This window comes from Streptomyces sp. GS7, from assembly GCF_009834125.1.
Taxonomy (GTDB): Bacteria; Actinomycetota; Actinomycetes; order Streptomycetales; family Streptomycetaceae; genus Streptomyces.
In genome coordinates this window covers 3,171,477-3,196,731 of sequence record NZ_CP047146.1, presented here as the reverse complement: position 1 = coordinate 3,196,731, position 25,255 = coordinate 3,171,477, and the positions used below count along the sequence as shown (strand labels likewise).

At 74.2% G+C, this 25,255-nt stretch carries 20 protein-coding genes; 7 read left to right on the top strand and 13 right to left on the bottom strand.

The window, feature by feature from the left end:
• Positions 1-21: 21 nt before the first annotated feature.
• Together GR130_RS13935 and GR130_RS13930 are read right to left on the bottom strand one after the other, a co-directional pair.
• Positions 22-1,125, bottom strand: coding sequence for an NAD(P)H-dependent flavin oxidoreductase (locus GR130_RS13935; RefSeq protein ID WP_159505017.1), 1,104 nt, complete (start codon positions 1,123-1,125; stop codon positions 22-24).
• A 98-nt stretch (positions 1,126-1,223) separates the two neighbouring features.
• The gene (locus GR130_RS13930) at positions 1,224-2,792 is read right to left on the bottom strand and encodes a phytoene desaturase family protein (protein WP_159505016.1); all 1,569 of its coding nucleotides are present in this window, start codon (positions 2,790-2,792) and stop codon (positions 1,224-1,226) included.
• A gap of 180 nt (positions 2,793-2,972) precedes the next feature.
• Here GR130_RS13930 and GR130_RS13925 point away from each other — a divergent pair, with 180 nt between their 5' ends.
• Positions 2,973-4,262, top strand: a complete 1,290-nt coding sequence (locus GR130_RS13925) for a glycoside hydrolase family 27 protein (protein ID WP_159505015.1) — start codon at positions 2,973-2,975, stop codon at positions 4,260-4,262.
• A gap of 18 nt (positions 4,263-4,280) precedes the next feature.
• Here GR130_RS13925 and GR130_RS13920 read toward each other — a convergent pair whose 3' ends face one another.
• The 7 genes from GR130_RS13920 to GR130_RS13890 all read right to left on the bottom strand — a co-directional run bounded on the left by GR130_RS13920 (position 4,281) and on the right by GR130_RS13890 (position 12,174).
• On the bottom strand, positions 4,281-6,269 hold the full coding sequence (locus GR130_RS13920; RefSeq protein WP_159505014.1) for a serine/threonine-protein kinase: 1,989 nt from the start codon (positions 6,267-6,269) through the stop codon (positions 4,281-4,283).
• A 332-nt stretch (positions 6,270-6,601) separates the two neighbouring features.
• A complete protein-coding gene (locus GR130_RS13915) occupies positions 6,602-7,453 on the bottom strand; it encodes an oxygenase MpaB family protein (protein ID WP_159505013.1) in 852 nt (283 codons plus the stop codon).
• 22 nt (positions 7,454-7,475) lie between these two features.
• Positions 7,476-8,675, bottom strand: coding sequence for an acyl-CoA dehydrogenase family protein (locus GR130_RS13910; protein ID WP_159505012.1), 1,200 nt, complete (start codon positions 8,673-8,675; stop codon positions 7,476-7,478).
• Positions 8,676-8,837: 162 nt separating this feature from the next.
• Positions 8,838-9,296, bottom strand: coding sequence for an SH3 domain-containing protein (locus GR130_RS13905; RefSeq protein WP_159505011.1), 459 nt, complete (start codon positions 9,294-9,296; stop codon positions 8,838-8,840).
• 190 nt (positions 9,297-9,486) lie between these two features.
• Positions 9,487-10,251 carry a VOC family protein gene (locus tag GR130_RS13900; protein WP_159505010.1) on the bottom strand — a complete coding sequence of 255 codons (765 nt, stop codon included), beginning with the start codon at positions 10,249-10,251 and terminating at the stop codon, positions 9,487-9,489.
• A gap of 128 nt (positions 10,252-10,379) precedes the next feature.
• The gene (locus GR130_RS13895; RefSeq protein WP_159509961.1) at positions 10,380-11,564 is read right to left on the bottom strand and encodes an FAD-dependent oxidoreductase; all 1,185 of its coding nucleotides are present in this window, start codon (positions 11,562-11,564) and stop codon (positions 10,380-10,382) included.
• 103 nt (positions 11,565-11,667) lie between these two features.
• Entirely contained in the window at positions 11,668-12,174 is a 507-nt protein-coding gene (locus GR130_RS13890) for a class I SAM-dependent methyltransferase (RefSeq protein WP_236573011.1), read from the bottom strand.
• A 478-nt stretch (positions 12,175-12,652) separates the two neighbouring features.
• Between GR130_RS13890 and GR130_RS13885 the strand changes: the two genes are divergently transcribed.
• Together GR130_RS13885 and GR130_RS13880 are read left to right on the top strand one after the other, a co-directional pair.
• Positions 12,653-12,889, top strand: a complete 237-nt coding sequence (locus GR130_RS13885) for a DUF5133 domain-containing protein (RefSeq protein ID WP_159505009.1) — start codon at positions 12,653-12,655, stop codon at positions 12,887-12,889.
• Positions 12,890-12,970: 81 nt separating this feature from the next.
• Complete coding sequence (locus tag GR130_RS13880; protein ID WP_236573010.1) at positions 12,971-15,400, top strand: phosphoketolase family protein; 2,430 nt, start codon at positions 12,971-12,973, stop codon at positions 15,398-15,400.
• A gap of 33 nt (positions 15,401-15,433) precedes the next feature.
• Here GR130_RS13880 and GR130_RS13875 read toward each other — a convergent pair whose 3' ends face one another.
• Positions 15,434-16,093: an endonuclease gene (locus GR130_RS13875; protein ID WP_159505008.1), complete on the bottom strand. Its 660-nt coding sequence runs from the start codon at positions 16,091-16,093 to the stop codon at positions 15,434-15,436.
• Between the two features lie 268 nt (positions 16,094-16,361).
• Here GR130_RS13875 and GR130_RS13870 point away from each other — a divergent pair, with 268 nt between their 5' ends.
• Both GR130_RS13870 and ku read left to right on the top strand, forming a co-directional pair.
• Positions 16,362-16,754 carry a DUF7144 family membrane protein gene (locus tag GR130_RS13870; protein WP_159505007.1) on the top strand — a complete coding sequence of 131 codons (393 nt, stop codon included), beginning with the start codon at positions 16,362-16,364 and terminating at the stop codon, positions 16,752-16,754.
• A gap of 111 nt (positions 16,755-16,865) precedes the next feature.
• Positions 16,866-17,936: a non-homologous end joining protein Ku gene (gene ku / locus GR130_RS13865; protein ID WP_159505006.1), complete on the top strand. Its 1,071-nt coding sequence runs from the start codon at positions 16,866-16,868 to the stop codon at positions 17,934-17,936.
• A 107-nt stretch (positions 17,937-18,043) separates the two neighbouring features.
• Here the strand turns inward: ku and GR130_RS13860 are convergent, their stop codons facing one another.
• Both GR130_RS13860 and GR130_RS13855 read right to left on the bottom strand, forming a co-directional pair.
• A complete protein-coding gene (locus GR130_RS13860; RefSeq protein WP_159505005.1) occupies positions 18,044-19,672 on the bottom strand; it encodes an alpha/beta hydrolase in 1,629 nt (542 codons plus the stop codon).
• A 136-nt stretch (positions 19,673-19,808) separates the two neighbouring features.
• Complete coding sequence (locus GR130_RS13855; protein WP_159505004.1) at positions 19,809-20,723, bottom strand: NADP-dependent oxidoreductase; 915 nt, start codon at positions 20,721-20,723, stop codon at positions 19,809-19,811.
• 156 nt (positions 20,724-20,879) lie between these two features.
• Here GR130_RS13855 and GR130_RS41560 point away from each other — a divergent pair, with 156 nt between their 5' ends.
• Both GR130_RS41560 and GR130_RS13845 read left to right on the top strand, forming a co-directional pair.
• Entirely contained in the window at positions 20,880-22,151 is a 1,272-nt protein-coding gene (locus tag GR130_RS41560; RefSeq protein ID WP_159505003.1) for a helix-turn-helix transcriptional regulator, read from the top strand.
• Between the two features lie 438 nt (positions 22,152-22,589).
• Positions 22,590-23,546 carry a DMT family transporter gene (locus GR130_RS13845; protein ID WP_159505002.1) on the top strand — a complete coding sequence of 319 codons (957 nt, stop codon included), beginning with the start codon at positions 22,590-22,592 and terminating at the stop codon, positions 23,544-23,546.
• On the opposite strand, the gene GR130_RS13840 is transcribed toward GR130_RS13845, so the two are convergent.
• On the bottom strand, positions 23,540-25,156 hold the full coding sequence (locus tag GR130_RS13840) for a purple acid phosphatase family protein (protein WP_159505001.1): 1,617 nt from the start codon (positions 25,154-25,156) through the stop codon (positions 23,540-23,542). The two genes, GR130_RS13845 and GR130_RS13840, sit on opposite strands and share 7 nt — an antisense overlap.
• Positions 25,157-25,255: the final 99 nt, after the last annotated feature.

The window sequence follows — 25,255 nt, the reverse complement described above, 5'->3', positions numbered from 1 at the left end:
GCGGATCGGCGGGACAACGGGTCAGGCGCGGCCGGCGATGCGGTTGATGCGGTCGATGGCCCGTTCGAAGCCGCGGGTGAGGTCGTCGAAGACGGCCTGGACGCTGCGTTCGCTGGTCATCCGGCCGACGATCTGGCCGACCGGTGTGCCGAGCAGCGGCTCGACCTCGTGCCGCTGGATACGGGAGTTGGCCTCGGCGACCAGCAGTCCTTGGAGCGGCATCGGGAGGGTGCCGGGGCCGTCCGGGCCGTCCCAGGCGTCGGTCCACGCGGTGCGCAGCTGGCGGGCGGGCTTGCCCGTCAGGGCGCGGGAGCGGACGGTGTCGCCGGGTCCGGCGGCGAGCAGTTTCGCGGTCAGCCGCCGGGAGTGCAGATCCGCCTCCTCGGTGGTGAGCCAGATCGAGCCGAGCCACACGCCCTGGGCGCCGAGGGCGAGTCCGGCGGCGATCTGCTCGCCGGTACCGATGCCGCCGGCGGCCAGCACCGGCAACGGGGCGACGGCGGCCACGACTTCGGGGGTGAGCACCATGGTGGCGATCTCGCCGGTGTGACCGCCGGCTTCGTAACCCTGGGCGACGACGACGTCGATGCCCGCGGCCTTGTGGTGCAGCGCGTGCCGGGGGCTGCCGGCCAGCGCGGCGACCCGTACGCCGTGGTCGTGGGCGCGCCGGATGACGTCCGCGGGAGGTGAGCCGAGGGCGTTGGCCAGCAGCTTGATCGGGTAGTCGAAGGCGACGTCGAGCTGGGTGCGGGCGACCTGTTCCATCCAGCCGGTGATCCGCCAGCCCGACGCCTCCCCCGGCGCGAGCGGCGGCACGTCGTACTTCGCCAGGATCCCGTCGACGAACCGCCGGTGCCCGGGGGGAATCATCGCCTCCACCTCCGCCTCGGTGACGCCCGCCACCTTCGTGGCGGGCATCACGACATCGAGGCCGTAGGGCAGTCCGTCGCTGTGCTCCTGCAACCAGTCCAGGTCGCGGGCCAGTTCACCGGGCGCGGTGTAGCGGACCGCGCCGAGCACCCCGAACCCGCCGGCCCTGGTGATCGCCGCGGCGACCGCGGGAAAGGGCGTGAACCCGAAGACGGCGTGCTCGACTCCCAGCGCGTTGCTCAGCTCCGTCTGCATGGGCGAAGGATGCCGCAGCGGGCCGTACGAGGGAAGAGATTTTCTGATGCTGCGTCAGAAACCGTCGACGAACACGGTGCCGGAGAGCGGAGCCGCTCTCACCCCTCCTCCAGCACCGCCATCGCCGCGTTGTGCCCCGGGATCCCACTCACTCCCCCGCCGCGGATCGCGCCCGCGCCGCAGAGCAGGACGTTGGCGTGCCCGGTCGCCACCCCCCAGCGGGCCGGGGCACCGGCCGCGCCGTCCGCCTCGTCGGTGTACGGGAAGGCCAGCTCGCGGTGGAAGATGTTGCCGCCGGGCAGGCCCAGTTCACGGTCCAGGTCGAGCGGGCTGCGAGCCTCGATGCAGGGCCGGCCCTCGGCGTCCAGGGCCAGGCAGTCGGCGAGCGGTTCGGCGAGGTGCGCGTCCAACTGGGCGAGGGTGGCGGCGAGGAGGCGGTCGCGGGTCGCCGGCTTGGCGGCGGTGTCGGCCGTGAAGAGCCGGGCGGGGGTGTGCAGGCCGAACAGGGTGAGGGTGTGGTAGCCCTGGCGGACCAGGTCCGCGCCCAGGATGGAGGGGTCGGTCAGGGAGTGGCAGTAGATCTCCGAGGGCGGCGCGGCGGGCAGCTCGCCGGCTGCGGCCTGCCGGTGGGCGGTCTCCAACTGGCCGTATCCCTCGGCGATGTGGAAGGTGCCGGAGAAGGCTTCGCGCGGGTCGACGCCGGCGTCCCGGAGCCGGGGCAGCCGGGTGAGCAGCATGTTCACCTTGAGCTGGGCGCCTTCGGCGGGCGGCGGCTCCGACTCGCCCAGCAGCCGGGCCAGTTCCCGGGGGGCCGCGTTGACCAGGACGCGGCGGGCCCCGATGGTGCCCTGGTCGCAGGTGACCTCCGCGGTGCGGCCGTCGGTGGCGATGGCGGTCACCGGGCAGCTGGTGACGATCTCGGCGCCGGCTCGGCGGGCGGCGTCGGCCAGCGCGTCGGTGAGGGCGCCCATCCCGCCGATCGGGACGTCCCAGTCGCCGGTGCCGCCGCCGATGACGTGGTAGAGGAAGCAGCGGTTCTGGCGGAGTGACGGGTCGTGGGCGGTGGTGAAAGTGCCGATGAGGGCGTCGGTGAGGACCACCCCGCGGATCAGGTCGTCGTCGAACGTCTCCTCGATCAACTCGCCCAGGGGGCGTTCGAAGAGGGCGTGCCAGGTGGCGTCGTCGTCGATGCGGGCCCGCAGCGCGGAACGGGTGGGCAGCGGTTCGGTGAGGGTGGGGAAGACCCGGCCGGCGAGCCGGTGGGTGGTGTCGTAGAAGCGCTGCCAGGCGTCGAACTCCCGGTCCGATCCGGTGAGTTCGGCGAACGACGCGCGGGTGCGGTCCGGCCCGCCGCCGACCAGCAGACCGGTGGGCCGGCCGCCGCGCACGGTGGGGGTGTACGACGAGACGGTGCGCTTGCGGACCGCGAAGCGCAGCCCGAGGTCCCGCACGATCTTCGGCGGCAGCAGGCTGACGAGGTAGGAGTAGCGGGACAGCCGGGCGTCGACCCCGGCGAAGGCCCGCGTCGACACGGCGGCCCCACCGGTGTGGTCCAGCCGTTCCAGCACCAGCACGCTGCGCCCGGCGCGCGCGAGATAGGCGGCGGCCACCAGTCCGTTGTGGCCGCCGCCGACGATGACCGCGTCATACGAAGTCCGTTCCGGCATGCCCCTTGGTAGCACGCGGTGATCTCGCTCGCCAGGCCCGCGCGGCTGAATGCCTCACTTCGGCCGGTGCGTCTTCTTGACCGGATCCGTACGGGCTCCTAGCGTCCGGCGGTGCGCCGCCCCGGAACCGCCCCGACGGCCGATCGACCAGGCCGTCCCACCCACCACGTGAGGTGACCCGTGTCCCATCCGTCGGTATCCCGCATCGGCCGCACCCTCGCCGGACTCACCGCCGTCGCCGCCTGCTCGGCGGGACTGATCTCGGCCACCGCCCCCGCCTCCGCCCGCGCACCCGGGCCCCAGCGCGACGGCCAGTACCCGAACCTGGCCCCGACGCCCCCTATGGGCTGGAACAACTGGTCGTACTACATGTGCAACGTCAACGAGCAGGTGGTCCTGGACAACGCGCGGGCCCTCGTGCGCAGCGGGCTGGCGCACAACGGCTACCGCACCGTCACCGTCGACGACTGCTGGATGGCCAAGCAGCGCGGCCCCAAGGGCGAACTGGTTCCGGACAAGGCGAAGTTCCCGCATGGTATGGCCTACCTCGGCCAGCAACTCCACAAGCTGGGCCTGAAGTTCGGGATCTACGAGGACGTCGGCACGCTGACCTGCGGTAAGTATCCGGGCAGCCTGGGGCACTTCCCCCAGGACGCCAAGCTGTTCGCGAGCTGGGGGGTCGACTACCTCAAGGCCGACGGCTGCAACGTGCCGGTCGCCAAGGGGCAGAGCAAGGAGCAGGTGTACCACGACCTGTACCGCCAGCAGAGCCGGGCGCTGCGGGCCACCGGACGGCCCATCACCTTCTCCATCTCCGCGCCCGCCTACTTCCAGTACAACGGGGACAAGGTCTGGCACCAGGTCATCGGCTGGTCGGCGCAGTTGGGGAACCTGTGGCGGGGCGGGGCGGACATCGCGGTGCAGCAGAGCACCCCGGCCAAGAAGTGGGCCTCCATCGCCTTCAACTTCCGCTACAACGCCAACCTGGCCGAACTCCAGCGGCCCGGACGCTGGAACGACCCCGACTTCCTGCTGGTCGGTGACGTGGGGCTGTCGCGTGCCGAGATGCAGAGCCAGATGTCGCTGTGGGCGATCATGGCCGCGCCGCTGATCTCCAGTACGGACCTCGGCAGGCTCTCCCCCCAGGCGCGGGCGATCCTGGGCAACCGCGGGATCATCGCCGTCGACCAGGACCCGCTGGGCATCCAGGGGCACATCGTGCAGCAGGACGGCGACGGCGTGGTGCTGTCCAAGCCGCTGAAGAACGGTGACCAGGCGGTCGCGCTGTTCAACTCGGGCAAGACGGCCCGCACGCTGTCCATCGCGGCCGGCGCCACGGGGCTGCCGGAGGCCGGCGCGTACCGGGTGCGGGATCTGGTGACCGGCCGCACCACGCTCACCCGCCGGGACCTGATCGCCCGGAACGTCCCGCCGCACGGCACGGTGCTCTACCGGGTCACCCCGCACTGACGACCCGTCAACCGCACGCTACCGCCGGTGTCGCGCGCGCTCCTGGCGCAGCGCCGCGACCCGGCGGTAGAGGGCCGCGGCCTCGTCCGTGCGCCCCAGTTGCTCCAGGCACTGCGCCTGGTCGCCGCGGCTGGCGAGCGCGTCGAGGTGGGCCGGACCGAGGATCCGTTCGCGGTCGTCGGCGACCTGGCGGTAGACCTCCAGCGCATCGCCCCAGCGCCCGAGCCGGCCGAGCGCCACGGCGGTCTCCCGGCGGCTGGTGAGGGTGTCGGGGTGGTCGGCGCCGAGCACCCGGGCGCGCGCCGCGGTCACCTGGCGGGCCTCGGCCAGCGCCTCCTCCCAGCGGTTCTGGCGGCCGTAGTTGACACCGAGTCCGTGCCGGGCGCGCAGCGTCTCCGGGTCGTCGGCGCCCTGGGCGCGGGTGCGGGCCGCCACCAGCTCCCGGTAGTGCGTCAGGGCCTCCGCGCTGCGCCCCAGCCGGCCCAGGCAGATGCCGACCTCGTAGCGGGCGGCGAGGGTGTCCGGGTGGTCCGGGCCCAGCGACTCGGCGCGCGCCGCGGCGACCTCCCGGTACGTCCGCAGCGCCTCCGGCCAGGCACCCAACTGCCCCGTGACGGATGCGAGTTGAAATCGGCTCGCCAGGGTGTCCGGGTGGTGGGCGCCGAGCACCCGGGCGCGGGCGGCCGCCACCTCGTGGGCGGTGCGCCGGCCGTCCTCCAGCCGGCCCAGCCGGCCGAGCCCGACCGCGAGGTGGTGGCGGCAGCCGAGCGTGTCGGGGTGGTCGGGGCCCAGGGTGCGCTCCCGGCCTGCCAGCACCTCGGTGAAGAGCTGGTGCGCCTCGAAGTGCCGGCCGATCCCGGCCAGTTGCCGGGCACTCTCCAGACGGTCGGTGAGCGCCGCGAGGGTGGCGTGGTGGCCTTCGGCCGGTGCCGGCTGGAAGAGCCCGACAGCCGGGGACGACTCCCCGCGCTGCGGGTCGCCGCCGACGGTCCAGGCGTCGGTGAGGACCGCGGCGGCCCGGTCGGACACCGGGCGGCGGCGCGGCCGGGCGCCGGCGGCCGGGGAGCCGACGGTGATCCCCTGCGTCCAGGAGGGCAGACACGGGGTGGGCACCGTGACGTCCCCAGACCCGCTGCCCGGGCCCCGGACGGTGCGCCGATGGCGGGCGTCGGCGAGCCGCTTGCCCAGCTCGTCGGCGTCCCCGGGACGGTCGTCCGGCGCCTTGGCGAGCAGGTCCAGGACGATCCGCTCATACGCCTCGGGCAGGTCGGGGCGCGCCCGGCGCGGCGGTTCGGGGGCGGTGTCGCGATGTCCGACGAGCACCGCCCAGGCGTCGCCCTCGGCGAACGGCGGGGCGCCGGTGGCGATCTCGTAGAGCACGCAGCCGAGGGAGTACAGGTCGCTGCGGTGGTCGACGGTGCCGGCGCCGATCTGCTCGGGTGACATGTAGTGCGGGCTGCCCATGGCGACGCCGGTGCCGGTGAGCCGGGCGGTGAAGCCGATGTCGTGGCCGAGGCGGGCGATGCCGAAGTCGCAGATCTTGACCGTGCCGTCGGTGGTGCGGACGATGTTCGCCGGCTTCAGATCGCGGTGGACAATGGCTTGTTCGTGGGTGTAGGCGAGCGCCGCGGTGACCTGTTCGGCGATCTCGATGACGTCCGCGACGGGCAGCGGCTGGCGCCGGTTGTCGTCCAGCAGCTGGCTGAGATTGCGGCCGTTCAGCAGCTCCATGACGATGAAGAGGATGCCGCCGTCCTCGCCGAAGTCGTGGACCACGGTGATGCCGCGGTGCTGGAGCGCGGCGGCGACCCGGGCTTCCCGGCGGAAGCGCTCGCGCAGCACCCGCAGGAACCCCGGCTCCTGCCGCTGGCCCATGGGCTTGAGGCACTTGACCGCGACCTGGCGGCCCAGCGACTCGTCACGGGCCCGCCACACCTCCCCCATGCCGCCGCGCCCGATGATGTCGAGCAACCGGTAACGCCCCTGGATCAGTCTGTTCTCCGCCATCCTGAATCGCCGCCCCCGCCCCCCGCGTTCAGCCGCGTGGATCCCCCTGTGTGCCCTGCCCGTCCAGTATGGCGGCGGAATCGCGGAGCTTGTAGGGCCTGTCCGATGGGTCAGGGTCGGATAGGCCGCGGCGTCTGGTGCGGTGCAGCTCGGCTTCCGGCGACCGTCCAAAGAGCCGAGGCGGAGCGAAGCGGAGCGCAAGGCGCCGGAGCGTCCTGATAGCGGAGCTATCGGGACGGTTCGGCAACGCGGCGTGGGGGCACCCCCAGCGTCAGCTGGGGGAGTGCCGTGCCAGGCGCCGCGGACCCGGCCATGACCCATCGGACAGCTCCCTACGGCCCTGGCCGGGTACCGGGGCCGAGCCGCGCCACCGCGCGCAGGATGTGCTTCGGCGGCAGCTGCCAGCGGAGGGCGGGCGGAACGGCGCGCAGCAGCCGGCCGGTGGCGCGCAGCCTGCGGGTGACGGCGGCGGGCGGCGGTGCCGGCCGGCCGTACAGCCGGTGGGCGTGGGCGGGCAGCGCCCCGTACGCCAGGTCCGCCACCGGGCGCCAGAGCAGCGCGCGGAGGGGGACGAGCGGGGCCGGGGTGGGCGGGCGGCGCAGGAAGCCGTCGATCAGCCGGGCTTCCGGGGTGAGCGCGAGCTCGGGCCGTACGCGTGCGAAGTAGGCGGCCAGCGCGGCCCGGTCGGCGGGGACCTGTGCCGGGTCGAGGCCGACGAGCCGGGCGCCGGCGCGCTGTTCGCGCAGATAGCGGTCGGCCTGGGTGTCGCCGACGGGGTAGCCGGAGCGGCGGAGCACCTGGAGGTAGGAGTCCACCTCCGCGCAGTGCACCCAGAGCAGCAGCGCGGGGTCGTCGACGCGGTAGCGCTCGCCGGTGGCCGGGTCGGTGGCGGTCAGCCTGCGGTGGATCCCGCGGACCGCGGCGCCGGCCCGCTCGGCGTCGCCGGTCGTCCCGTACGTGACCGTCCCGACGAAGTTCGCGGTCCGCATCAGCCGGCCCCAGGCGTCGCGCCGGCCCCGCCCGGTCATACGGAAGGCTGCCGAGTTCTGGGTGACGCCGCGCACCGCGCGCGGGTGGAGCGCCTGGAGGTACAGCGCGCGGACGCCCGCGATCCACATCATCGGGTCGCCGTGCAACTGCCAGGTCACCGAGCGCGGACCGAAGAGCCCTTCGTCACCCGCCATCACCGCACCTCCCGTTGCCGGCTCAGCGCCGTACGCGGGGCATCCCGAGGCCGATCCACGAGATGATCTCGCGCTGGATCTCGTTGTTGCCGCCACCGAAGGTGAAGATGACGGCGGAGCGGTAGCCGCGCTCCAGTTCGCCGTGCAGCACCGCGCCGGCCGAGCCCTCCTTGAGCGGACCGGCCGCACCCGCCACCTCCATCAGCCAGGCGTACGCGTCCCGCCGGGCCTCGGAGCCGTAGACCTTGACCGCCGAGGCGTCCTGCGGGGTCAGCGTGCCCTGCTGGAGCGCGTCGACCATCCGCCAGTTCAGCAGCTTCATGGCGTCCAGCCGGGTGTGCGTACGGGCCAGCCGGCCGCGGACCCAGGCCAGGTCGATGACCCGTCGGCCGTCGGCGAGCTTGGTCCCGGCCGCCCAGCGCTGGACGTCGTGCAGCGCGCGGATGGCCATGGTGCCGTGGGCGGCGAGGGTGACCCGCTCGTGGTTGAGCTGGTTGGTGATGATCCGCCAGCCCTGGTTCTCCCTGCCGACCCGGCGGGTGGCGGGGACGGTGATGTTCTCGTAGTAGCTCGCGGTGGTGTCGTGCGAGGCGAGGGTGTCGATCACGGTGCAGGAGTAGCCGGGCTCGCTGGTGGGGACCAGGAGCATGGTGATGCCCTTGTGCGGCGGGACGCCGTCCGCCACGGGCGCGGTGCGGACGGCCAGCCAGACCCAGTCGGCGGTGTCGCCGTTGGTCGTCCAGATCTTCTGGCCGTTGACGACGTAGCGGCCGGTCTCCTCGTCGCCTTCGCGCACCGCGCGGGTCTTGAGGGAGGCCAGGTCGGTGCCGGCGTCCGGTTCGCTGTAGCCGATCGCGAAGTCGATCTCGCCGGAGAGGATCCTGGGCAGGAAGTACGCCTTCTGCTCGTCGGTGCCGAACTGCATGATCGTCGGGCCGACGGTGTTCAGCGCCATCAGGGGCAGCGGCACCCCCGCCTGCGCCGCCTCGTCGAAGAAGACGAACTGCTCCATGGGCGTCATCCCGCGCCCGCCGAACTCCTTGGGCCAGCCGACCCCGAGCCAGCCGTCCGCGCCCAGCCGGCGCACCGTCTCGCGGTAGAAGCGCTTCCGGGCGGCCGGCTCGGCGTACCGGGCGTAGGCGTTGTCCGGCACCAGCTCGCCGAAGTAGGTCCGCAGCTCGGCGCGCAACTGCTGCTGCTCCGGGGTGTATTCGAGGTGCACGGCCCCTCCCGTTTGTCCTGACGGTCCGTCGGATTCCAGGTCGAGGGGCACAGTAGAACTTGTTCCAGCGATACGGAAGGGCGGCGGCCGGACGACCGGGGCGCACAACGGCCCGGCGCGGCACCTCCGCGGTGCCGCGCCGGGCCTCCTCGGTGTCGCGGCTCAGCCGGCGCGGCGCGCCCCGTCGCTGTCCCGGCCCGTGGTGCGCTGGACGTCCTTGCAGTACCGGACGTAGCCGTTGTTGGTCACGTACTTGCCCGACACCCAGCCGTGCCCGTGGACCCGGAACCAGACGTCGTTGCCGCGGATGCCCTGGGCGCGGACCTTGCACTCCAGGACGAGCCCCTCACGGTTGCGGAGGAAGCCCTTCGTGGGGGCGTCGGTGCTCGGAGCCATGCGCTCGGAGATGCCACGCGCGGCGGTGACGGTGCCGTACGGCCCACCGAGATCGCTCGGCGACTGCGGCTGCGGCTGGGACTGCGACTGCGGCTTGGGCTGCGGGGTCGCCTGCGCCGGAGCCGCCGCGAGCAGCGTCGCCCCCAGGGCGACAACCATGGTCAGTGCGCCCGCACCGGCTGCGAGCTTCTGGCCTCGGACCACAAAGACGTCGGTCGTGGACATAGGGGGTCTCCTGTTCTTGACGCGCGATCCTTTGACGCGCAATGCCACCGATTGGCGCGTTGGGGACATTACGCGCAAATCAGTTGTGCAGTGTGGTGAAACGACGACCGGGGAGCCAATCGTGTGACGCCGCCGACGCCCGGTGGACGAGGAAAATCACCCGTCCGTCGGCGCGCCGCCACGGGAGCGGTCAGCCCTCCGTGCCCACCTGGTGGATGCCGAAGACGGCACCCTGCGGATCGCGGACCATCGCGATCCGGGGCCCGTCCGGGACGTCCGTCGGAGCCAGCAGCAGCATGCCCCCGGACTCGGCGGCGCGCGCCGCCGTCGCGTCCACGCTCGCCACCGCGAAGTACGGGAGCCAGTGCGGCCGGACGTCCTCCCGGTCGCGCGCCTCCAAGGTGCTCATCCCGCCGAAGTCGGCACCGCCGACGCCCCACTGCGGATAGCTGCCATGGGCGCTGACGGTCCATCCGAAGACCCGCGGGTAGAACGACGTGGCGGACTCGGCGTCGCCGGTGGCGAGTTCGACCCAGCCGAGCGAGCCGGGCGCGTTGAGCAGCCCGGCGCCGGCGAACTCCCGGGCCTGCCAGAGCGAGAAGACCGCCCCCGCCGGATCGGCCAGTACGGCGAACCGGCCCAGGTCGAAGACGTCCATCGGGCCCATCAGCACCCTGCCGCCGGCCTCGGTGACGGCCGCGGCCAGCGCATCGGCGTCCCGGGTCGCGAACGAGACGGTCCAGGCGGTCGGCTGCCCCGGCGCGTACAGCGGGGTGACCGCGGCGACCGGGGCGTCGCCCACCGAGAAGGTCGTGTAGCCGCCGGCCTCGGGGCGCGGATCGGTCTCGGCGCGCCAGCCGAAGACCTGGCGGTAGTACACCTTGGCGGCGTCCACGTCCGAGGTGCCCAGTTCCACCCAGCAGGGCGCTCCGGGCGTGGGCTCAGTGATCTTCACGGTCGGTTCCGTCCCTCCGCGCACCGCGGGCCGGGCCGCGGTCCTTGCGGGTACACCGCCCGCCGCCTCCGTACGCTGCCGATCGTCCGACGGGCGGGACGGAGCCGCAACCCGGGTGCCGGGCCCGGTCAGCGGCGGTGCAGCGGGCGGATGAAGCGGTGGCGGGGAGCGCGGTGGGCGGGCTCCGGGGGTAGGGCGTCGTCCAGGGCGCGGGCGGCGCTCGCGGCGGCCGCGGCCGAGCGGGCGAACAGGGCCGCCTCGTACGCGCGCACCCCCTGGTCCGGGTCGGACTGCCAGGTGTGCGCCTCGGCGAGGTGCCGGGCCAGTTCGCAGCCGTCGAGCAGCGCGAGGTCGGCGCCCGGCGCGGCGAGCGGCGTCATCAGGTGCGCGGCGTCGCCCAGCAGGGTCAGGCCCGGGGTGTGCGGCCAGGTGTGCGGCACCGGCAGGGCGAGCAGGGGCCGGTGGGTGAAGCCGCTGTCGCTGTCGCGGAGCAGCGCCAGCAGCCGCGCGTCCCATCCGGCGAACCGGCCGAGCAGCGCGGCGCGGACGGCCGCGGTGTCCGCCAGGTCCAGCCCGGCCGCGCGCGCCCAGTCCTCGGAGCCGCGGAAGGCGGCCTGGACCCGGACGCGGTCGCGGCCGTCGCGCCGGGCGATCAGGCCCACGGTCCCGGAGAACGCCATCACCCGGCCGTGGCCGACCAGCCGGGCGATCTCCGGATGGCGGGCGTCGACGTCCTCGAAGCCCGTCTCGACGAAGGTCACGCCGGAGTAGTGCGGGGTGGCGTCGGAGAGCATCGGCCGCACCCGGGACCAGGCCCCGTCGGCCCCGACGACCAGGTCGAAGGTCTCCCCGCGGCCGTCGTCGAACTCGGCCTCGTGGCGGCCGGCGCCGCGCGGGTGCAGCGTACGGAGGTACCGCCCCCAGTGGACCGTTCCCGGGGCGAGGGAGTCCAGCAGCAGCCGGCGCAGCTCCGGCCGGCCGATCCCGGGCAGCGCCGGGGCCCCGGCGGTCCCGGCCGCGCCGGGCTCCGCCGGAGGCCGGGCGAGCACCGCGCCGGTGCGGTCCAGCAGCCGGGTCTCCTGCCCTTCGGGCCGGGCGAGCGCCCGGAACTCCCGCTCCAGCCCGGCCGCGCGCAGGGCCGCCTGCCCGGACTCCGGCCGCAGCGCCAGGGTGCCGTGCCACGGGCGGGCGGCCGCGCCGGCCTCCTGCTCGAAGACCTCCGCCGGTACGCCGTGGCGCTGGAGCACCCGGGCACAGACCAGCCCGCCGGGACCGGCGCCGATGATCGCGATGCGGAGTGTGGTGGCGGGCATGGCGCGGTGCTCCTCGGTGCGGATCGTCCTCCGTACCAGAGGAGCACAGCCGCCCGGAAAGTGCGATCGCGGCCGCCGGCCGGCCGCCGCCCGGTCGGTCCGGTCAGTCCGGGACGGCGCGCAGGTGACCAACGAGCCCTCCAGGAAGGGCTGTTGGCGCAGCGCGCCGTAGCGGGCGTCCCAGCCGCCGTCCTCCAGCTCGCGGCGCAGTTCGGCGGCGAACCGGGCCCGGGTCACCTCGTCGGTGAAGCTCCAGGCGGAGCACGCCTGCCGGGTCGCTCCACTGGTGGACGCTGAACGTCGTCATCGCCGCGTCGAAGGAGTCGTCGGGGAACGGGAGTTGCTCGGCGACCGCGTCAACCGCCGGGGAGAGGTGGGCGGGCCGCCGGGCGCGCATCGACGCGGAGGGTTCGACGGCCGTGACGTCGAGCGAGGTGGCCTCGTAGGAACCGGCCCCCGCGGCGACGTTCACGACTGTGCGGGCGGTCCCGAGGGCCGCGCGGATCCGGGCGGCGATCCGCGGATCGGGCTGCCGGTAGGCGGCGTAACCGCCCCCGACACTGCCGTGGTCGACGTCTCCGGCGCTGCCGTCGAAGGTGCGTGCGTCCATGCGGCGAACCTGGCAGTGCCGGACGCCGCCGTACGGGGATTGCGGCCCGCAGGGGCGGCGGGAGGGCGGGCGGCGCACCATGGATGGGCGAGCGGAGACGGGCGGGCAGGGGCCGGTCATGAGCAGGGGAACGACGGGTGACGGGCCGGGGCCGGTGCCCCGGGATCCGCATCCGGTACCGCACGATCCGGAGCCGCGCGGCCCCGGGCCGGAACGGGTGACCGCACCCGGGAGCGCGCGGGACGAGCCGGCGGCCGCCCCGGAGGAGCCGCCCGGAGCCGCACCGGGTGAGCCCCCGGCTCCCGAGCCGCCCGACTGAGCGGCCGGTGGCCGCGGGCCGCGTCCCCCGATGCCCCGCTCCGGGTTGCAGGTGCCGTGGCGCCGACGCAAGGTGGGAGGCGCTCCGGTTCGGGCGCCGCATCCGCGCGCCCGTCAGCCGCCCCGGGCACGCCGGGCCGATGTCGGGAGAAGAGACGGCATGCTGCTGCCGGACAAGTCTGTGCTCACCTCGCTGCTGCGGCGGTATCGCCTGTGGGAGCGGATGGTGCTCGCGGATCCGCACGATCCGGTGGCCCGGCGGCGGCTGGAGGACATCGCCTACACCCTGTGCGTGCTGATGGGCCGGCGCACCGTCCAGGAGGCGATCATCGAAGCGGAGCGGTACCTCGCGGCCGGCCGGACGGTCCCCCGGACGGTGAAGCGCGGGAAGGGGTAGCCGATCGCCGCCGACCGGCTCGGGCGGGCGCCGCGGGGCAAGGACGTCGAAGAGGGCGAAGAGGCCGAGGAGGTCGAGGAGATGCCAGGGGACGATGCGGGACCGGCGAGCGCCACGGTGTCCGCGGCGCCGGCGGTCGCGGACCCTCTCGGTGCGGCGGAGCTCGCGGCGCTGGACGCGCACTGGCGGGCCGCCAACTACCTCTCCGCCGGGCAGATCTACCTGATGGCCAACCCGCTGCTGGAGGAGCCGCTGCGCCCCGAGCACATCAAGCCGCGGCTGCTGGGGCACTGGGGCACCTCACCGGGGCTGAACCTGGTCCACACGCACCTCAACCGGGTGATCGCGGCCCGGGACCTGGACGCGCTCTGCGTGTGGGGGCCGGGGCACGGCGGGCCGGCCGTCCTGGCCAACTCCTGGCTGGACGGCACGTACTCCGAGACGTATCCGGACGTGAGCCGGGACCGGGCGGGGATGGAGCTGCTGTTCCGGCAGTTCTCGTTCCCGGGCGGGGTGCCCAGCCATGTCGCGCCGGAGACTCCCGGCTCCATCCATGAGGGCGGTGAGCTGGGCTACTCCCTCACCCATGCCTACGGCGCGGCGTTCGACCACCCGCGGCTGCTGGTCGCCTGCGTGATCGGCGACGGGGAGGCGGAGACCGGGCCGCTCGCCGCGTCCTGGCACTCCACGAAGTTCCTCGACCCGGTGCACGACGGCGCCGTGCTGCCGATCCTGCATCTCAACGGCTACAAGATCGCCAATCCCACGGTGCTCGCCCGCATCCCGGAGGCCGAACTGGACGCGCTGCTGCGCGGCTACGGCCACGATCCGGTCCATGTCACGGGCGACGACCCGGCCGCGGTACACCAGGCGATGGCCGCCGCCATGGACCGCTCGCTGGACCGGATCGCGGCGATCCAGCGCAGGGCGCGCGAGGAGGGCGCGACCGACCGTCCCCGCTGGCCCGTGATCGTGCTGCGGACGCCCAAGGGCTGGACCGGGCCGCACGAGGTCGACGGGCAGCCGGTGGAGGGCACCTGGCGCGCCCATCAGGTGCCGCTCGGCGGCGTACGGGACCACGCGGACCACCGGCACCAACTGGAGCGGTGGCTGCGCTCGTACCGGCCCGAGGAGCTGTTCGACGAGGCGGGCCGGCCGCGTCCTGCGGTGCTGGCCTGCGTGCCCGAGGGGCGGCACCGGCTGGGCGCCTCGCCGTACGCCAACGGCGGGCTGCTGCTGCGCGCGCTGCCGCTGCCGCCGCTGGAGCGGCACGCGGTGGACGTCGCCAAACCCGGGACCGCGCTGCACGAGCCGACCCGGGTGCTGGGCGGGCTGCTCGCCGATGTCATGGCGGCGACCGCCGAGCGCCGCGACTTCCGGCTCGTCGGCCCGGACGAGACCGCGTCCAACCGGCTCGACGCGGTCTACGCCGCCACCGGCAAGGCGTGGCAGGCGGCGACGCTGGACACCGACGAGCATCTGGCGCGCGACGGCCGGGTGATGGAGGTGCTGTCCGAGCACCTGTGCCAGGGCTGGCTGGAGGGCTATCTGCTCACCGGGCGGCACGGCCTCTTCTCCAGCTACGAGGCGTTCGCCCATATCGTCGACTCGATGGTCAACCAGCACATCAAGTGGCTGCGGACCGCGCGCCGGTTGCCCTGGCGGCGCCCCGTCGCCTCCCTCAACTACCTGCTGACCTCGCACGTCTGGCGGCAGGACCACAACGGCTTCTCGCACCAGGACCCCGGTTTCGTCGACCACGTCCTCGACAAGAGCCCCGAGGTCGTCCGGGTCTACCTCCCGCCGGACGCCAACACCCTGCTCTCGGTGGCCGATCACGTGCTGCGCAGCCGCGACTACGTCAATGTCATCGTCGCCGGCAAGCAGCCGAGCTTCGACTGGCTCACCCTCGACGAGGCCCGCGCCCACTGCGCCCGCGGCGCCGGGGCCTGGCACTGGGCGGGCACGGAGGACGGCAGCCGCGGCCCGGACGTGGTGCTGGCCTGCGCCGGCGACGTCCCCACCCAGGAGACGCTGGCCGCCGCCGATCTGCTGCGCCGCCATCTGCCCGAGCTGGCGGTGCGGGTGGTCAACGTCGTCGACATGGCCCGGCTGCTGCCGGCGGACGCCCACCCGCACGGGATGCCGGACGCCGAGTACGACGCGCTCTTCACCCGCGACAAGCCGGTCATCTTCGCGTACCACGGCTATCCCTGGCTGATCCACCGGCTCGGCTACCGCCGCGCCGGGCACCCGAATCTGCACGTCCGCGGCTACAAGGAGGAGGGCACCACGACCACGCCCTTCGACATGGTCGTCCGCAACGACCTCGACCGCTTCCGGCTGGTGATGGACGTGGTGGACCGGGTGCCGGGCCTGGGGGTCCGCGCGGTGGCGCTGCGGCAGGCGATGGCGGACATCCGGGCCCGCCACCACGACTGGATCCGCGAGCACGGGACCGATCTGCCCGAGGTCGCGGAGTGGACCTGGGCGGGCGGCGCACCAGGGTAGGGGTGTCGTGCGGTCAGGTGGGCGAGGCGGCCGTCAGACGGAGGTGTGCGCCCGTAGGTCGTCGGCCACCGCGGGGTCGAGCGCCGCCCGCACCAGCCCGGAGGCGAAGGCGGCGAGCCGGTCCGGGCCGACCAGCCGGGCCAGCCGCCCGGGGTCGCCCGGCAGCCCCAGTTCCGCCGCGCCCTGGAGGGCCTTGGCGTCGAGATACGGGGCGAACTCGGGCCATACGCACTGCACTTCGCGCACGAAGATGCCGGACCCCGCAGGCCCGATGCCCGGCAGCTCCTGGAGTGCGCCGCGCAGCGCCGCGGTGTCGCCGCCGGCCGCGTCCCGCATCCGCCGCAGATCGCCGCCGTATCTGCCGAGCAGCAGCACCGCGCCCTCCCCGAGGCGGGTGGCGGTGCTCTCGTCGTAGCGGCGGTAGCCGCCCTCGCCGAGTGCGTCGACCCGCTGCCGCCACGGCGCGTCGGCCATCCGGCGCGGGGTGCGCAGCCCGGCGGCGAACAGGGCGCGGGCGGCGGCCACCGCCACGGAGGCGCGGATCCGCGCGCTGAGCAGATCGGCGACGACGAGCGCCTGGTAGAGCGGCTGCGGGGCGTTGCGCAGCGGGACGCCGGCCTCGGCGGCGTAGGTCCGGCCGTGGCGGTCGAGCAGTGCGCGGACGATGTCCTGCTGGGACGGGCGCCGGCTCATGGCGTCACTCCTGGGGATGCGGGGCGGGCGGGTGGTGTGCGGACGTCCGGCGGCGCGCGGGGTGGCCGTGCGGGGCCGGGGGGGCGTCCCTGCGAGCGGGGTACCCGGTCGGTGCGGCGGTACGCTCCCGCGTCCGGGTGGCGGCGGGCCGCGGGGCACCCGCAGGCGGGCGCGGGCAGAGATGCGGGTGTCCGGGGGCTGTGGAACCGTTGAAGGGACGGCCTGGTTCCTCGGGGGTCGCCGGGCTCCGCACGTGAGGGAGCGACCCATGGCTACTCGGAACGCCATGATCACGGGCTGGACGGCGTTCGCCGCGGTCCTGATGATCTTCGGAGGCGCGATGGCCCTCCTTCAGGGCATCGCCGCCCTGCACAAGGACAAGGTCTTCGTCGCCACCCGGAACTACGTCTTCTCCTTCGACCTCACCGGCTGGGGCGTGGTCCACCTCGTCCTCGGCATCGTCATCCTCCTCGCGGGCTGTGCGCTGCTCGCGACGGGCGCGATGTGGGCGCGGGTGGTCGGCGTGGTGCTGGCCGGTCTCGGAGCGGTGGCCAACTTCCTGTGGATTCCGCACTACCCGTTCTGGGCGATGGTGCTGGTCGCCGTCGACGTCTTCATCATCTGGGCGCTGTGCGCGGGCGATCGCCACGCGCCGGCCTGAGGCCCTCGGGCCCGGCCCGAGGGCGCGGGCCGGGAGGTGGCGGCCGTCCGGCCCGCCTAGCATGGAACGGCAGCGATCCGCACCGCACCGGTATCGATGAAGGCGGCTCCCATGCGCCCCACGGCGAAGTTCTCCATCAGCTTCGGCCTGGTCACGATCCCGGTGGCCGCGTACAACGCCACCGACACCTCCGCCTCGGTCAGCTTCGTACGGATCCACACGGCGGACGGCGGACGGGTGCGCAACCAGGCGGTCTGCTCACGCGAAGGCGTCGAGATCTCCCCCGACGAGATCGGCCGGGGCTACCGGACGGACGACGACACCGTCGTGCCGCTCACCGACGACGATCTCGGCGCCCTTCCGCTGCCGACCGCGAAGACCCTGACCATCCTGGCCTTCGTCGCCGGCGGCGACATCGACCCGCTCCAGCTGGGCAAGGGCTACTACCTGGGCGTCGACAGCCCGGCCGCGGCCAAGCCCTACGTCCTGCTGCGGGACGCCATGGAGCGGCACCAGCGCGTCGGGCTCGGCAAGATCGCGCTGCACGGCCGCGAGACGCTGGCCGTGATCCGGCCGGTGGAGGACGTGCTGGTGATGCAGGTGCTGCTGTGGCCGCATCAGATCCGCCCGATGGACGGGGTGCTGCCCGAGCGGGAGGTGACGGTCGCCGCCAACGAGGTGCGGGCCGCCGAGACCCTGATGGACTCCTTCGGCGAACTGTCCGAGGAAGATGTGCACGATCACTACCGCGAGGCGCTGGAGGAGATCGTGGCGGCCAAGCTCGCCCATCGCGCACCGGAGTTCGCGGCCGGCGCGGAGCAGCCCGCGGGCCGGGTGACGGACCTGATGGCGGCCCTCCAGGACAGCGTCCGGGCGGCGAAGGAGGCCCGCGGGGAGGTGGCGGCCGGAGAGCGGGCGGCGACTCGGCGTGCGGGGAGCGGGCGCACGGGGACCGGGGGCGCCGCGAAGAAGTCCGCGGCGAAGACGGCCGCGACCGCGGTGCAGAAGTCCGCGGCGAAGAAGACCGCGACGGCGAAGAAGGGCACGGCGCAGCAGACCACCGCCGCGAAGAAGACCGCGGGGAAGACGGCGGCGAAGACCGCGGCGGGCCGGAAGGCCGCGGAGACGCCGGCCGCGGCGAAGCGGACCGCGGGCGCCGGGCGCGGACGACGGGCGGGCTAGGGGCTGTCCGGGCCTGTCCGACGGGTCGTGGCTCCGACGGGTCGTGGCCGGGGCCCTCGCCGTACGGGCGCTCCGGAGCACTCCGCACCCCGGCCCCGTGCCAGGTGTCAGCGGCAGCCCGCGCCGCCCACCGGCAGCGCGCCGCCCAGGAGGAAGCCGTCGACTTCCCGCAGTACGCAGGGGTTTCCGGAGGTGTACGCGGCGTGCCCCTCGCCGTGGTACGTCAGCACCGGGCTGGCGTTCCCCAGCGCGCGGGCCATGTTCGCGGCACCCTCGTAGGGCGTGGCCGGGTCGTCGGTGGTGGCGACGAGGAGCAGCGGCGGTGCGTGGGGCGCCGCGACCTGGCGGGAGGCGTCGTCGCCCGCGACGGGCCAGCCGTAGCAGTCCAGCAGGGTCGGCGCGATGTCCGGGCCGAACAGCGGGGACGCCTGGGTGAGTTCGCGCTGGGCGCGCGGGAAGTCGGCGGGGCCGTAGCGCTCGGAGGTGTCCCGGCAGCTGATCGCCCGCAGGGCCAGCTGCTCCTGGGAGGGCAGCCGGCCGCTCGCGTCGCGCCGGGCCCGCCCCGCGGCGCTGCCGCTGCCACTGCCACTGCCACTGCCGCTCAGGTTCAGGATCCCCGATCCGTCGCCGTTGCGCAGCTGCGCCAGTGCCTGGTGCAGCGCGGGCCAGGTCTCCCTGCTGTAGAGGGCCCCCCGGAGGGCGTAGACATAGGTCGTCTGGTCGACCGTGGTGCCCTGCGCCTGGAGCGGATGGTCGGTCAGGTTCCGGTACCACTTGGTGAGTTGGTCCTGCGCGGCCTTGGTGTCGGTGCCCAGCGGACAGGCGGAGCCGTGTACGCAGTCGGTGGCGAAGGCGTCGACCGCCCGCTGGAATCCGCGGGCCTGGGCCACCGCGGTCTGCCAGGTGTTCTTGGTCGGGTCCTCGACGCTGTCCAGGGCCATCCGCCCGACGTTGCGGGGGAATTCGTGGGCGTAGACCGCGCCGAGCCGGGTGCCGTACGAGAAGCCCAGGTAGTTGAGCCTGGCATCGCGGAGGGCGGACCGCAGCACGTCCATGTCGCGGGCGACGTCGGGGGTGCCGACCCAGGGCAGGAGCGGGCCGGAGTACCGGCCGCACGCCTCGTTGAGGCGCTGCTCGCTCGCCCCGAGGCTCTGCGCGCCCGCGCCGGTCACCGGCGTGAAGGTGGTGCCGCAGGAGATGGGTTCGGTGCGGCCGGTGCCGCGGGGGTCGAAGCTGACCAGGTCGTAGCGCTGCCCGAGGTGGGCGAAGGCGTCGGCGTTGTCGACGAGGTAGTTGACGCCTGAATCACCGGGGCCGCCGGGGTTGATGACCAGCGACCCCAGCCGCTTGCCGGGGCCGGTCGCGGCGAGCCGGATCAGCTGGACACGGAGCGTGGCCTGCCCGGGGTGGGCGTAGTCGCGGGGGACCTCCAGCCGGGCGCACTGGAGGCGGTCCGCGTAGCCGGGCCGCGGCGTGCCCTGTCCGGACGAGCCGGACCGCAGCACGTCGGGCGGGCACCGCTCCCAGGCCGGCCGCTGCTGGTAGAAGCGCGCCAGGCCGGGGTTCGGGACCGGGACCGGCGTCCCGGCACCGTCCGCCGCCGGGGCCACGGCCCCCGTCAGGGCGCCGGCCAGCGCGAACGCCGCCAGCGCGGCGACGGCTCCGCGTACACACCGCCCTGCCCCGGCTGCCCTGCGCGGCGCCGCGGTACGCCACGGTGCGCGGCCTCCCGGCATACACCGAGCGTAGGACCGCGGCACCGTACGGGCATCCGGACGGGCCGCGGCCCCGCGACTGCCCACCGGAAGGGACCGGTTGAGCCAGGGAGCGCGCCGTCCCTCCCCCGACCCACCCGGGCCCGCCGGCGGCGGCTCAGACCGTGAGGATCAGCTTGCCGCGTGCGTGCCCCGCCTCGCTGACCTGCTGCGCGGCGGCGGCCTCGGCGAGCGGGAAGGTGCCGGCGACCGCCACCGCCAGCTTGCCCTCGACGGCGAGCCGGGCGTGCCGGGCCAGCCCCGCGACCATCTCCGCCGACGGGGTACCGCCCGCGGAGAAAGGGATGCCGTGCTCGGCGGCGTTCGTGTCGGCGATGGTGACGATGCGGTCGGTGGTGCCGCCGCGCAGCGCGACCGAGAGCGGGAGCACGTCCTTGCCGGCCGCGTCGAAGACCGCGTCGACGCCCTGCGGGGCGGCCGCCCGGACCCGCTCCGCCAGGCCGTCCCCGTACGCCACGGGGACCGCGCCCAGGGTGCGCAGGAAATCGTGGTTGGCCGGGGAGGCGGTGCCGATCACCGTGGCACCGGCGGCCACCGCGAGCTGGACGGCGACCTGGCCGACCGCGCCCGCCGCGCCGTGCAGCAGCAGCGTCTCGCCGCCCTTCAGGCCGAGTTCGTCCAGGACGCGCTGGGCGGTCTCGCCGGCGACCGGCAGGGTGGCGGCGGCCTCGAAGCTCAGCCCGGCGGGCTTGGGCGCGATCTCCGCGGCGATGGCGTACTCGGCGTAGGCGCCCGTCCGGGTCCAGCCGAACACCTCGTCGCCCACGGCCCATCCGGTGGCACCCGGGCCCAGCGCGTCCACGACGCCGGCGAACTCCAGGCCCGGGACGGCGGGGAAGGTCGTCGGGAAGTACTGCTCGACCCAGCCGTAACGCCGTTTGTGGTCGACCGGGTTGACGCCCGCGGCCACCACCCTGACCCGGACCTCGCCCGCCGCCGGCTCCGGCGTGCCGGCGTCTTCGTGGGACAGCACCTCCGCACCGCCGAACTCGCGGTACACAATCGCTCGCATATCGATCTCCCCGTCGCCCCTCATGAGGCGTGGCGTTGTTGGTCGGACGGAATCAGCCTGACGTGCGGCGGGCGGTGCGGCGGCCGGTCATCGGAACAGTCGCACCTGGCCGAAAGACCAGGTGGGACGGCACGGTCCGGGACTACGCTGAGCCGCATGGAGTTGACCGGCCCGCTGCCCGCCCTGACCGCCGCCCACGAGGTGATCCGCGCACCCCTGGGCGAGATCCTGCCCCGGCTGTCCGGACTGCTGGCCGGGCCGATCCCGCACCACGCGGCGGCCGAACTCTCCACGCACTGCGCCCATTCACCGTTCAAGACGTACGGCGATCCGGAGATCACCCGCCGGCTCTCCACCGCCGACATGACCCCGCTGCTCGCCTCGGGCGTCCCCGGCCGGCCCTGGCTCGGCACCCTCCCGCTCGCCGGCGCCGAGCGCCCCGTCCTCGCCGTCACCAGCCACGCCACCCCGAGGGGCGCCGTACTGCTCCTCGTGCGGACGGTGCCGGACGGCGCCCCGGTGCCGCCTCTCGACGACACCGTCACCGCCGTCGTGCAGGCTCTCTGGGACCTCGTGACCAGCCACTTCGACCGGCTGGCGACGGCGGCGATGCCGGGTGCGCTGGCTCGTTCGCGGACCGCCGCCGGGACCCGTGCGCGGGTCATCGCCGAGCTGGGCGAGGCGCATTCGGCCGTCCTCACCGGGCTGCTGGGGGTGCTGCGCAGCCGCAGTCTGGACGACGCGGCGGCCCGTGCCACCGCGACGGACCTGGCCGCCTCGGCGCTGGTGGAGTTGCGCGCGGAGGCCGAACGCGACCGGGAGATCGCCGAGGAACCGGCCGGCCAGGCGTTCGCCCGGCTCGCCGACTCGCTGCGGCCACTGGTGCGTTACAGCCCGGTGCGGCTGGAGTTCGGCGCGCCCGACTCCGCCGGCAGCCTGGCCGCCGACGTCGCCCACGCCGCCCGCGCCGTCGTCCGCACCGTGCTGCTGGAGGCCCTGGCGCAGGACGCGGTGAGCCGGGTCCATGTCGGCTGGCAGCTCACCGACGGCGAACTGCGCGCGACCGTACGGGACGACGGCCCCGGCACCCTCACCGCGCACGCCCTCACCCCCGGCCGGGTCAGGGAACGGCTCGACGTCCTGGACGGCCGGCTGGACGTCGACGCGGTCCCCGGATGGGGATCCACGGTCACCGCGACCATCCCGCTGACCGCCTTCCAGGCCCCGGCGCCCGACCCGCTGACCAGCCTGGGCGAGCGGGAGTTGGAGGTGCTGGCGCATCTCGCACTGGGCCACCGCAACCGCGTGATCGCCGAAGAACTGCACATCAGCCAGTCCACCGTGAAGTTCCATGTCGCCAACATCCTGACCAAGCTGGGCGTCGGCTCGCGCGGGGAGGCGGCGGCGCTCTTCCACTCCGCGGCGTAGGGAATCCGCGGCGCAGGGAACGTCCGCCGGGTCGGGGCCACCTGGGCGGAAGGCCGCCGCAACCGTCCGGGTGTCGACCCGGTCGTCGAGCGCCGCCACGTCTCCGGCCTCGGACCGGACGGCAGGGCCCCGTCCGCATGGTGAGCACCTTCACCGCCCGCCCCGCGAACCCCCGCCGAACGACAACTGGGGTGTACTGCCCGCCAGTTGAAGCACCCGCGCCGACGCGCAGACACACCGCCGAGGGACGGTGTGACAAAAGGCGTGTCGTGTCACGATCATGCAGCGGTACCGTGACGTCCGCCGAGTCGACCTCCGGCACCAGCGGGCTACAACGACGTGGTTCGACGATGAAGAGAACCGTCCGCACAGCGCCGCTCGCCCCCACCACGGCCCGACCCGTGGGGCCCGCCGCCACCGTCACCGTTGGGAACCTCCATGCCCCCTGCCCGCTCGTCGCACCGCGGCCGGCTGACCGACGCACCCGTGCTGGCCGTCGCCGTCATCTGGGGCTCCAGCTATCTGGCGACCAAGAGCATCACCGGTCCGTCGACCGTCATCGCCACGCTGCTGCTGCGTTTCCTGACGGCCGCCGCCGTACTCGGGCCGCTCCGCCTCCGCGCCATCCGGCGCCTCACCGCGGCCGAGGTGCGCGGCGGAGTCCTCATCGGGCTCATCCTCGCCTGCGTCTTCCTGCTGGAGACCTACGGTGTCGTGCACACCTCGGCGACCAACGCCGGCCTCATCATCAGCCTGACCATGGTCATGACCCCGTTGGCCGAGGCGGCGCTGCGCCGTACCCCGCCCACCGCGTCGTTCGTCATGGCCGCCGCCGGCTCGGTCCTGGGGGTGCTGCTCCTCACCCAGGGCGGCGGATTCACCGCGCCCTCGGTCGGGGACCTGCTCATGCTGCTCGCGGCCCTCGCCCGCACCGCCAACGTGCTCACCACGCACCGGCTCCCCTCCCTCAAGAACGCCGATGACGGCGCTCTCACCTTCGTCCAGCTGTCCACCGCCGTCATCTGCTTCGCGGCGCTCTCCACCGGTGTGGGCACCTCGCCCCTGCGGGTGGCCGCCACTCTGGACGCGGGCCAGTGGCTGGCCCTCCTCTATCTGGCGCTGCTGTGCACCCTGTTCGCCTTCTTCGTCCAGCTGTGGGCCGTGCGCCGCGCCGGCCCGTCCCGGGTCAGCCTGCTGCTGGGGACGGAACCGCTCTGGGCCGCCGTGATCGGTGTCGTCCTCGGCGGTGACCAGCCGGGGGCGCCCGGCTACGCCGGCGCGGCGCTGATCCTCATCGGAACCGCCTGGGGAAGGCGGGCCGCCGAGGCTCCCCGGCAGCCGGCCGAGGCGGCCGACGCGGCAACACCCGTACGAGAAGGCGCCGTTGCTCAGTGACCGGCGTCCCTGCGGGGGCGTTCCAGGGTGAAGGCGTCCACGGGGGTGAGGTCTCCGTAGGGGCCGTCGAAGGTGTAGTACGTGACGTGGATGCGGGTGCGGCCGGTGCGCCGGTCGCCCGGGTCGACGTCGAACGCGGCGAAGCCGTGGGTGTGGACGCGGTCCTGGACGGCGCGCCAGGGGGCGTCCTCGGTGACGAAGACGGCCTTGCGGTGGCGGCCCTCCGTCTCCTTGGCCAGGTCGACCACGACGCGCCCCTTGGGCTCCTGGAACAGGTCGTCCTGGGTGGTGGCGAAGTTGCCGCCGCCTCCGATGATCATGTGGACTGTGCCCTCGGCGGTGTCGGCGACATCGGTCCTGGTGGACACCGGTACCGGAGTGCGGGCCTCGTTCGGCAGCGCGCCGCGGACCGGCAGCGAACGCTCGTAGTAGTGCTCGTGGCCGCACAGCACCAGATCGACCCCGTACGCGTCGAAGAGCGGGCCCCACGCCGTGCGTATCCCGAGGTCGCTGCCGCTGCCGCCACGGCTGCTGGAGATCATCGGGTGGTGCATGAAGACGACGATCCAGTCGATGCCCGCGTTGCCGCGTGCGGCCTTCAACTCCCGCTCCAGCCATCGGCGTTGCGCCCCGTCGGAGTAGCCACGCACATAGCTGTCGCCGGTGTCCTGGATCGCCACGTCGTCGTTGGCCAGGCTGATGAAGCGGACCGCGCCGACCGTGAAGGCGTACCACAGGCCCCGCGTCTCGGGGTCGGCACCCGTCGGACCGGGCAGGGTGAAGTAGGTCTGGTAGCCGGTCAGCCCCAGGGGGCCGTTGCCCTTCTCGTTCTCGCCGTTGCCGACGCACGGCATCCACGGGCGCAGCCGCGTCGACCGGCTGTTGCCGATGAACCAGTCCGCCCAGGTCGCGACGCGGTTCTGGCCGAAGACGCCGGCCGCGGAGGCGTAGCACAGGTCGCCGTTGACCAGGTTGAACAGCGGTCCGACCCGTTCCACCGCGGCCACGATGTCGGCGGAGGCGGGGCTGCCGGCCTGGCTGCTGGTGTAGAGCGGGAAGCGCCCCGAGGGGGACGGGGCGCCGCCCGCCGGCCAGGTGACGACCCGGCGCAGATTGGGCGCGCCCTGGTCGCCGAAGCTGGTGAAGGTGAACGCGGTGCGCCCGCGCGGCGCCGTGGTGAACGCACCGGTCTCCGGCGCGGCGCCGTCGTGCCCGGCCGAGTAGAGGTAGGTGGTGTCCGGCCGCAGTCCGGTGAGGCGGGCGTGGTGGACGTACACCTCCTCGCGGCTCAGTCCGTCGCGGTAGGTGCGGGTCTCGGCGTCGACCACGCTGCCGACGCCTCCGGCATGGGTGCCGAGGCGCACCTGCGGGCGGCGTACGGAGCGGGGGCTGATCCAGGAGACCGTCATCTCGCTGGCGGGGTCGGCCCCGAACTGGAGGTGCAGGCCGGTGACGCCGGGTACGCCGAGACGGCCCGGTGTGCGCGGCAGCAGGGGCAGCGGCGCGGACCGCGCCGGAGCGGCGGCCTCGGCGCTCCCCGCGGCGCCGAGTGCGGTGGCAGCGACGGCCGCCGTCGAACCGGTCAGGAGGGATCTGCGTGCGATCGGCATGTAACGCCCTTCTCGTGGAAGGCAGTTGGTCAACGGAAGTCAGGTGGTCAACTGCACCTTAGGCGTCACCGACCGGGCCGCCGCCAGCGGATATCTCCC

What these genes read in the sequence shown, in the direction of transcription:
- GR130_RS13935 (WP_159505017.1), bottom strand. Translation starts at nt 1,125, where the DNA reads ATGCAGACGGAGCTGAGCAACGCGCTGGGAGTCGAGCACGCCGTCTTC.
- GR130_RS13930 (WP_159505016.1), bottom strand. Translation starts at nt 2,792, where the DNA reads ATGCCGGAACGGACTTCGTATGACGCGGTCATCGTCGGCGGCGGCCAC.
- GR130_RS13920 (WP_159505014.1), bottom strand. Translation starts at nt 6,269, where the DNA reads ATGGCGGAGAACAGACTGATCCAGGGGCGTTACCGGTTGCTCGACATC.
- GR130_RS13915 (WP_159505013.1), bottom strand. Translation starts at nt 7,453, where the DNA reads ATGGCGGGTGACGAAGGGCTCTTCGGTCCGCGCTCGGTGACCTGGCAG.
- GR130_RS13905 (WP_159505011.1), bottom strand. Translation starts at nt 9,296, where the DNA reads ATGTCCACGACCGACGTCTTTGTGGTCCGAGGCCAGAAGCTCGCAGCC.
- GR130_RS13895 (WP_159509961.1), bottom strand. Translation starts at nt 11,564, where the DNA reads ATGCCCGCCACCACACTCCGCATCGCGATCATCGGCGCCGGTCCCGGC.
- GR130_RS13890 (WP_236573011.1), bottom strand. Translation starts at nt 12,174, where the DNA reads ATGGACGCACGCACCTTCGACGGCAGCGCCGGAGACGTCGACCACGGC.
- GR130_RS13885 (WP_159505009.1), top strand. Translation starts at nt 12,653, where the DNA reads ATGCTGCTGCCGGACAAGTCTGTGCTCACCTCGCTGCTGCGGCGGTAT.
- GR130_RS13880 (WP_236573010.1), top strand. Translation starts at nt 12,971, where the DNA reads ATGCCAGGGGACGATGCGGGACCGGCGAGCGCCACGGTGTCCGCGGCG.
- GR130_RS13875 (WP_159505008.1), bottom strand. Translation starts at nt 16,093, where the DNA reads ATGAGCCGGCGCCCGTCCCAGCAGGACATCGTCCGCGCACTGCTCGAC.
- GR130_RS13870 (WP_159505007.1), top strand. Translation starts at nt 16,362, where the DNA reads ATGGCTACTCGGAACGCCATGATCACGGGCTGGACGGCGTTCGCCGCG.
- ku (WP_159505006.1), top strand. Translation starts at nt 16,866, where the DNA reads ATGCGCCCCACGGCGAAGTTCTCCATCAGCTTCGGCCTGGTCACGATC.
- GR130_RS13860 (WP_159505005.1), bottom strand. Translation starts at nt 19,672, where the DNA reads ATGCCGGGAGGCCGCGCACCGTGGCGTACCGCGGCGCCGCGCAGGGCA.
- GR130_RS13855 (WP_159505004.1), bottom strand. Translation starts at nt 20,723, where the DNA reads ATGCGAGCGATTGTGTACCGCGAGTTCGGCGGTGCGGAGGTGCTGTCC.
- GR130_RS41560 (WP_159505003.1), top strand. Translation starts at nt 20,880, where the DNA reads ATGGAGTTGACCGGCCCGCTGCCCGCCCTGACCGCCGCCCACGAGGTG.
- GR130_RS13845 (WP_159505002.1), top strand. Translation starts at nt 22,590, where the DNA reads ATGCCCCCTGCCCGCTCGTCGCACCGCGGCCGGCTGACCGACGCACCC.
- GR130_RS13840 (WP_159505001.1), bottom strand. Translation starts at nt 25,156, where the DNA reads ATGCCGATCGCACGCAGATCCCTCCTGACCGGTTCGACGGCGGCCGTC.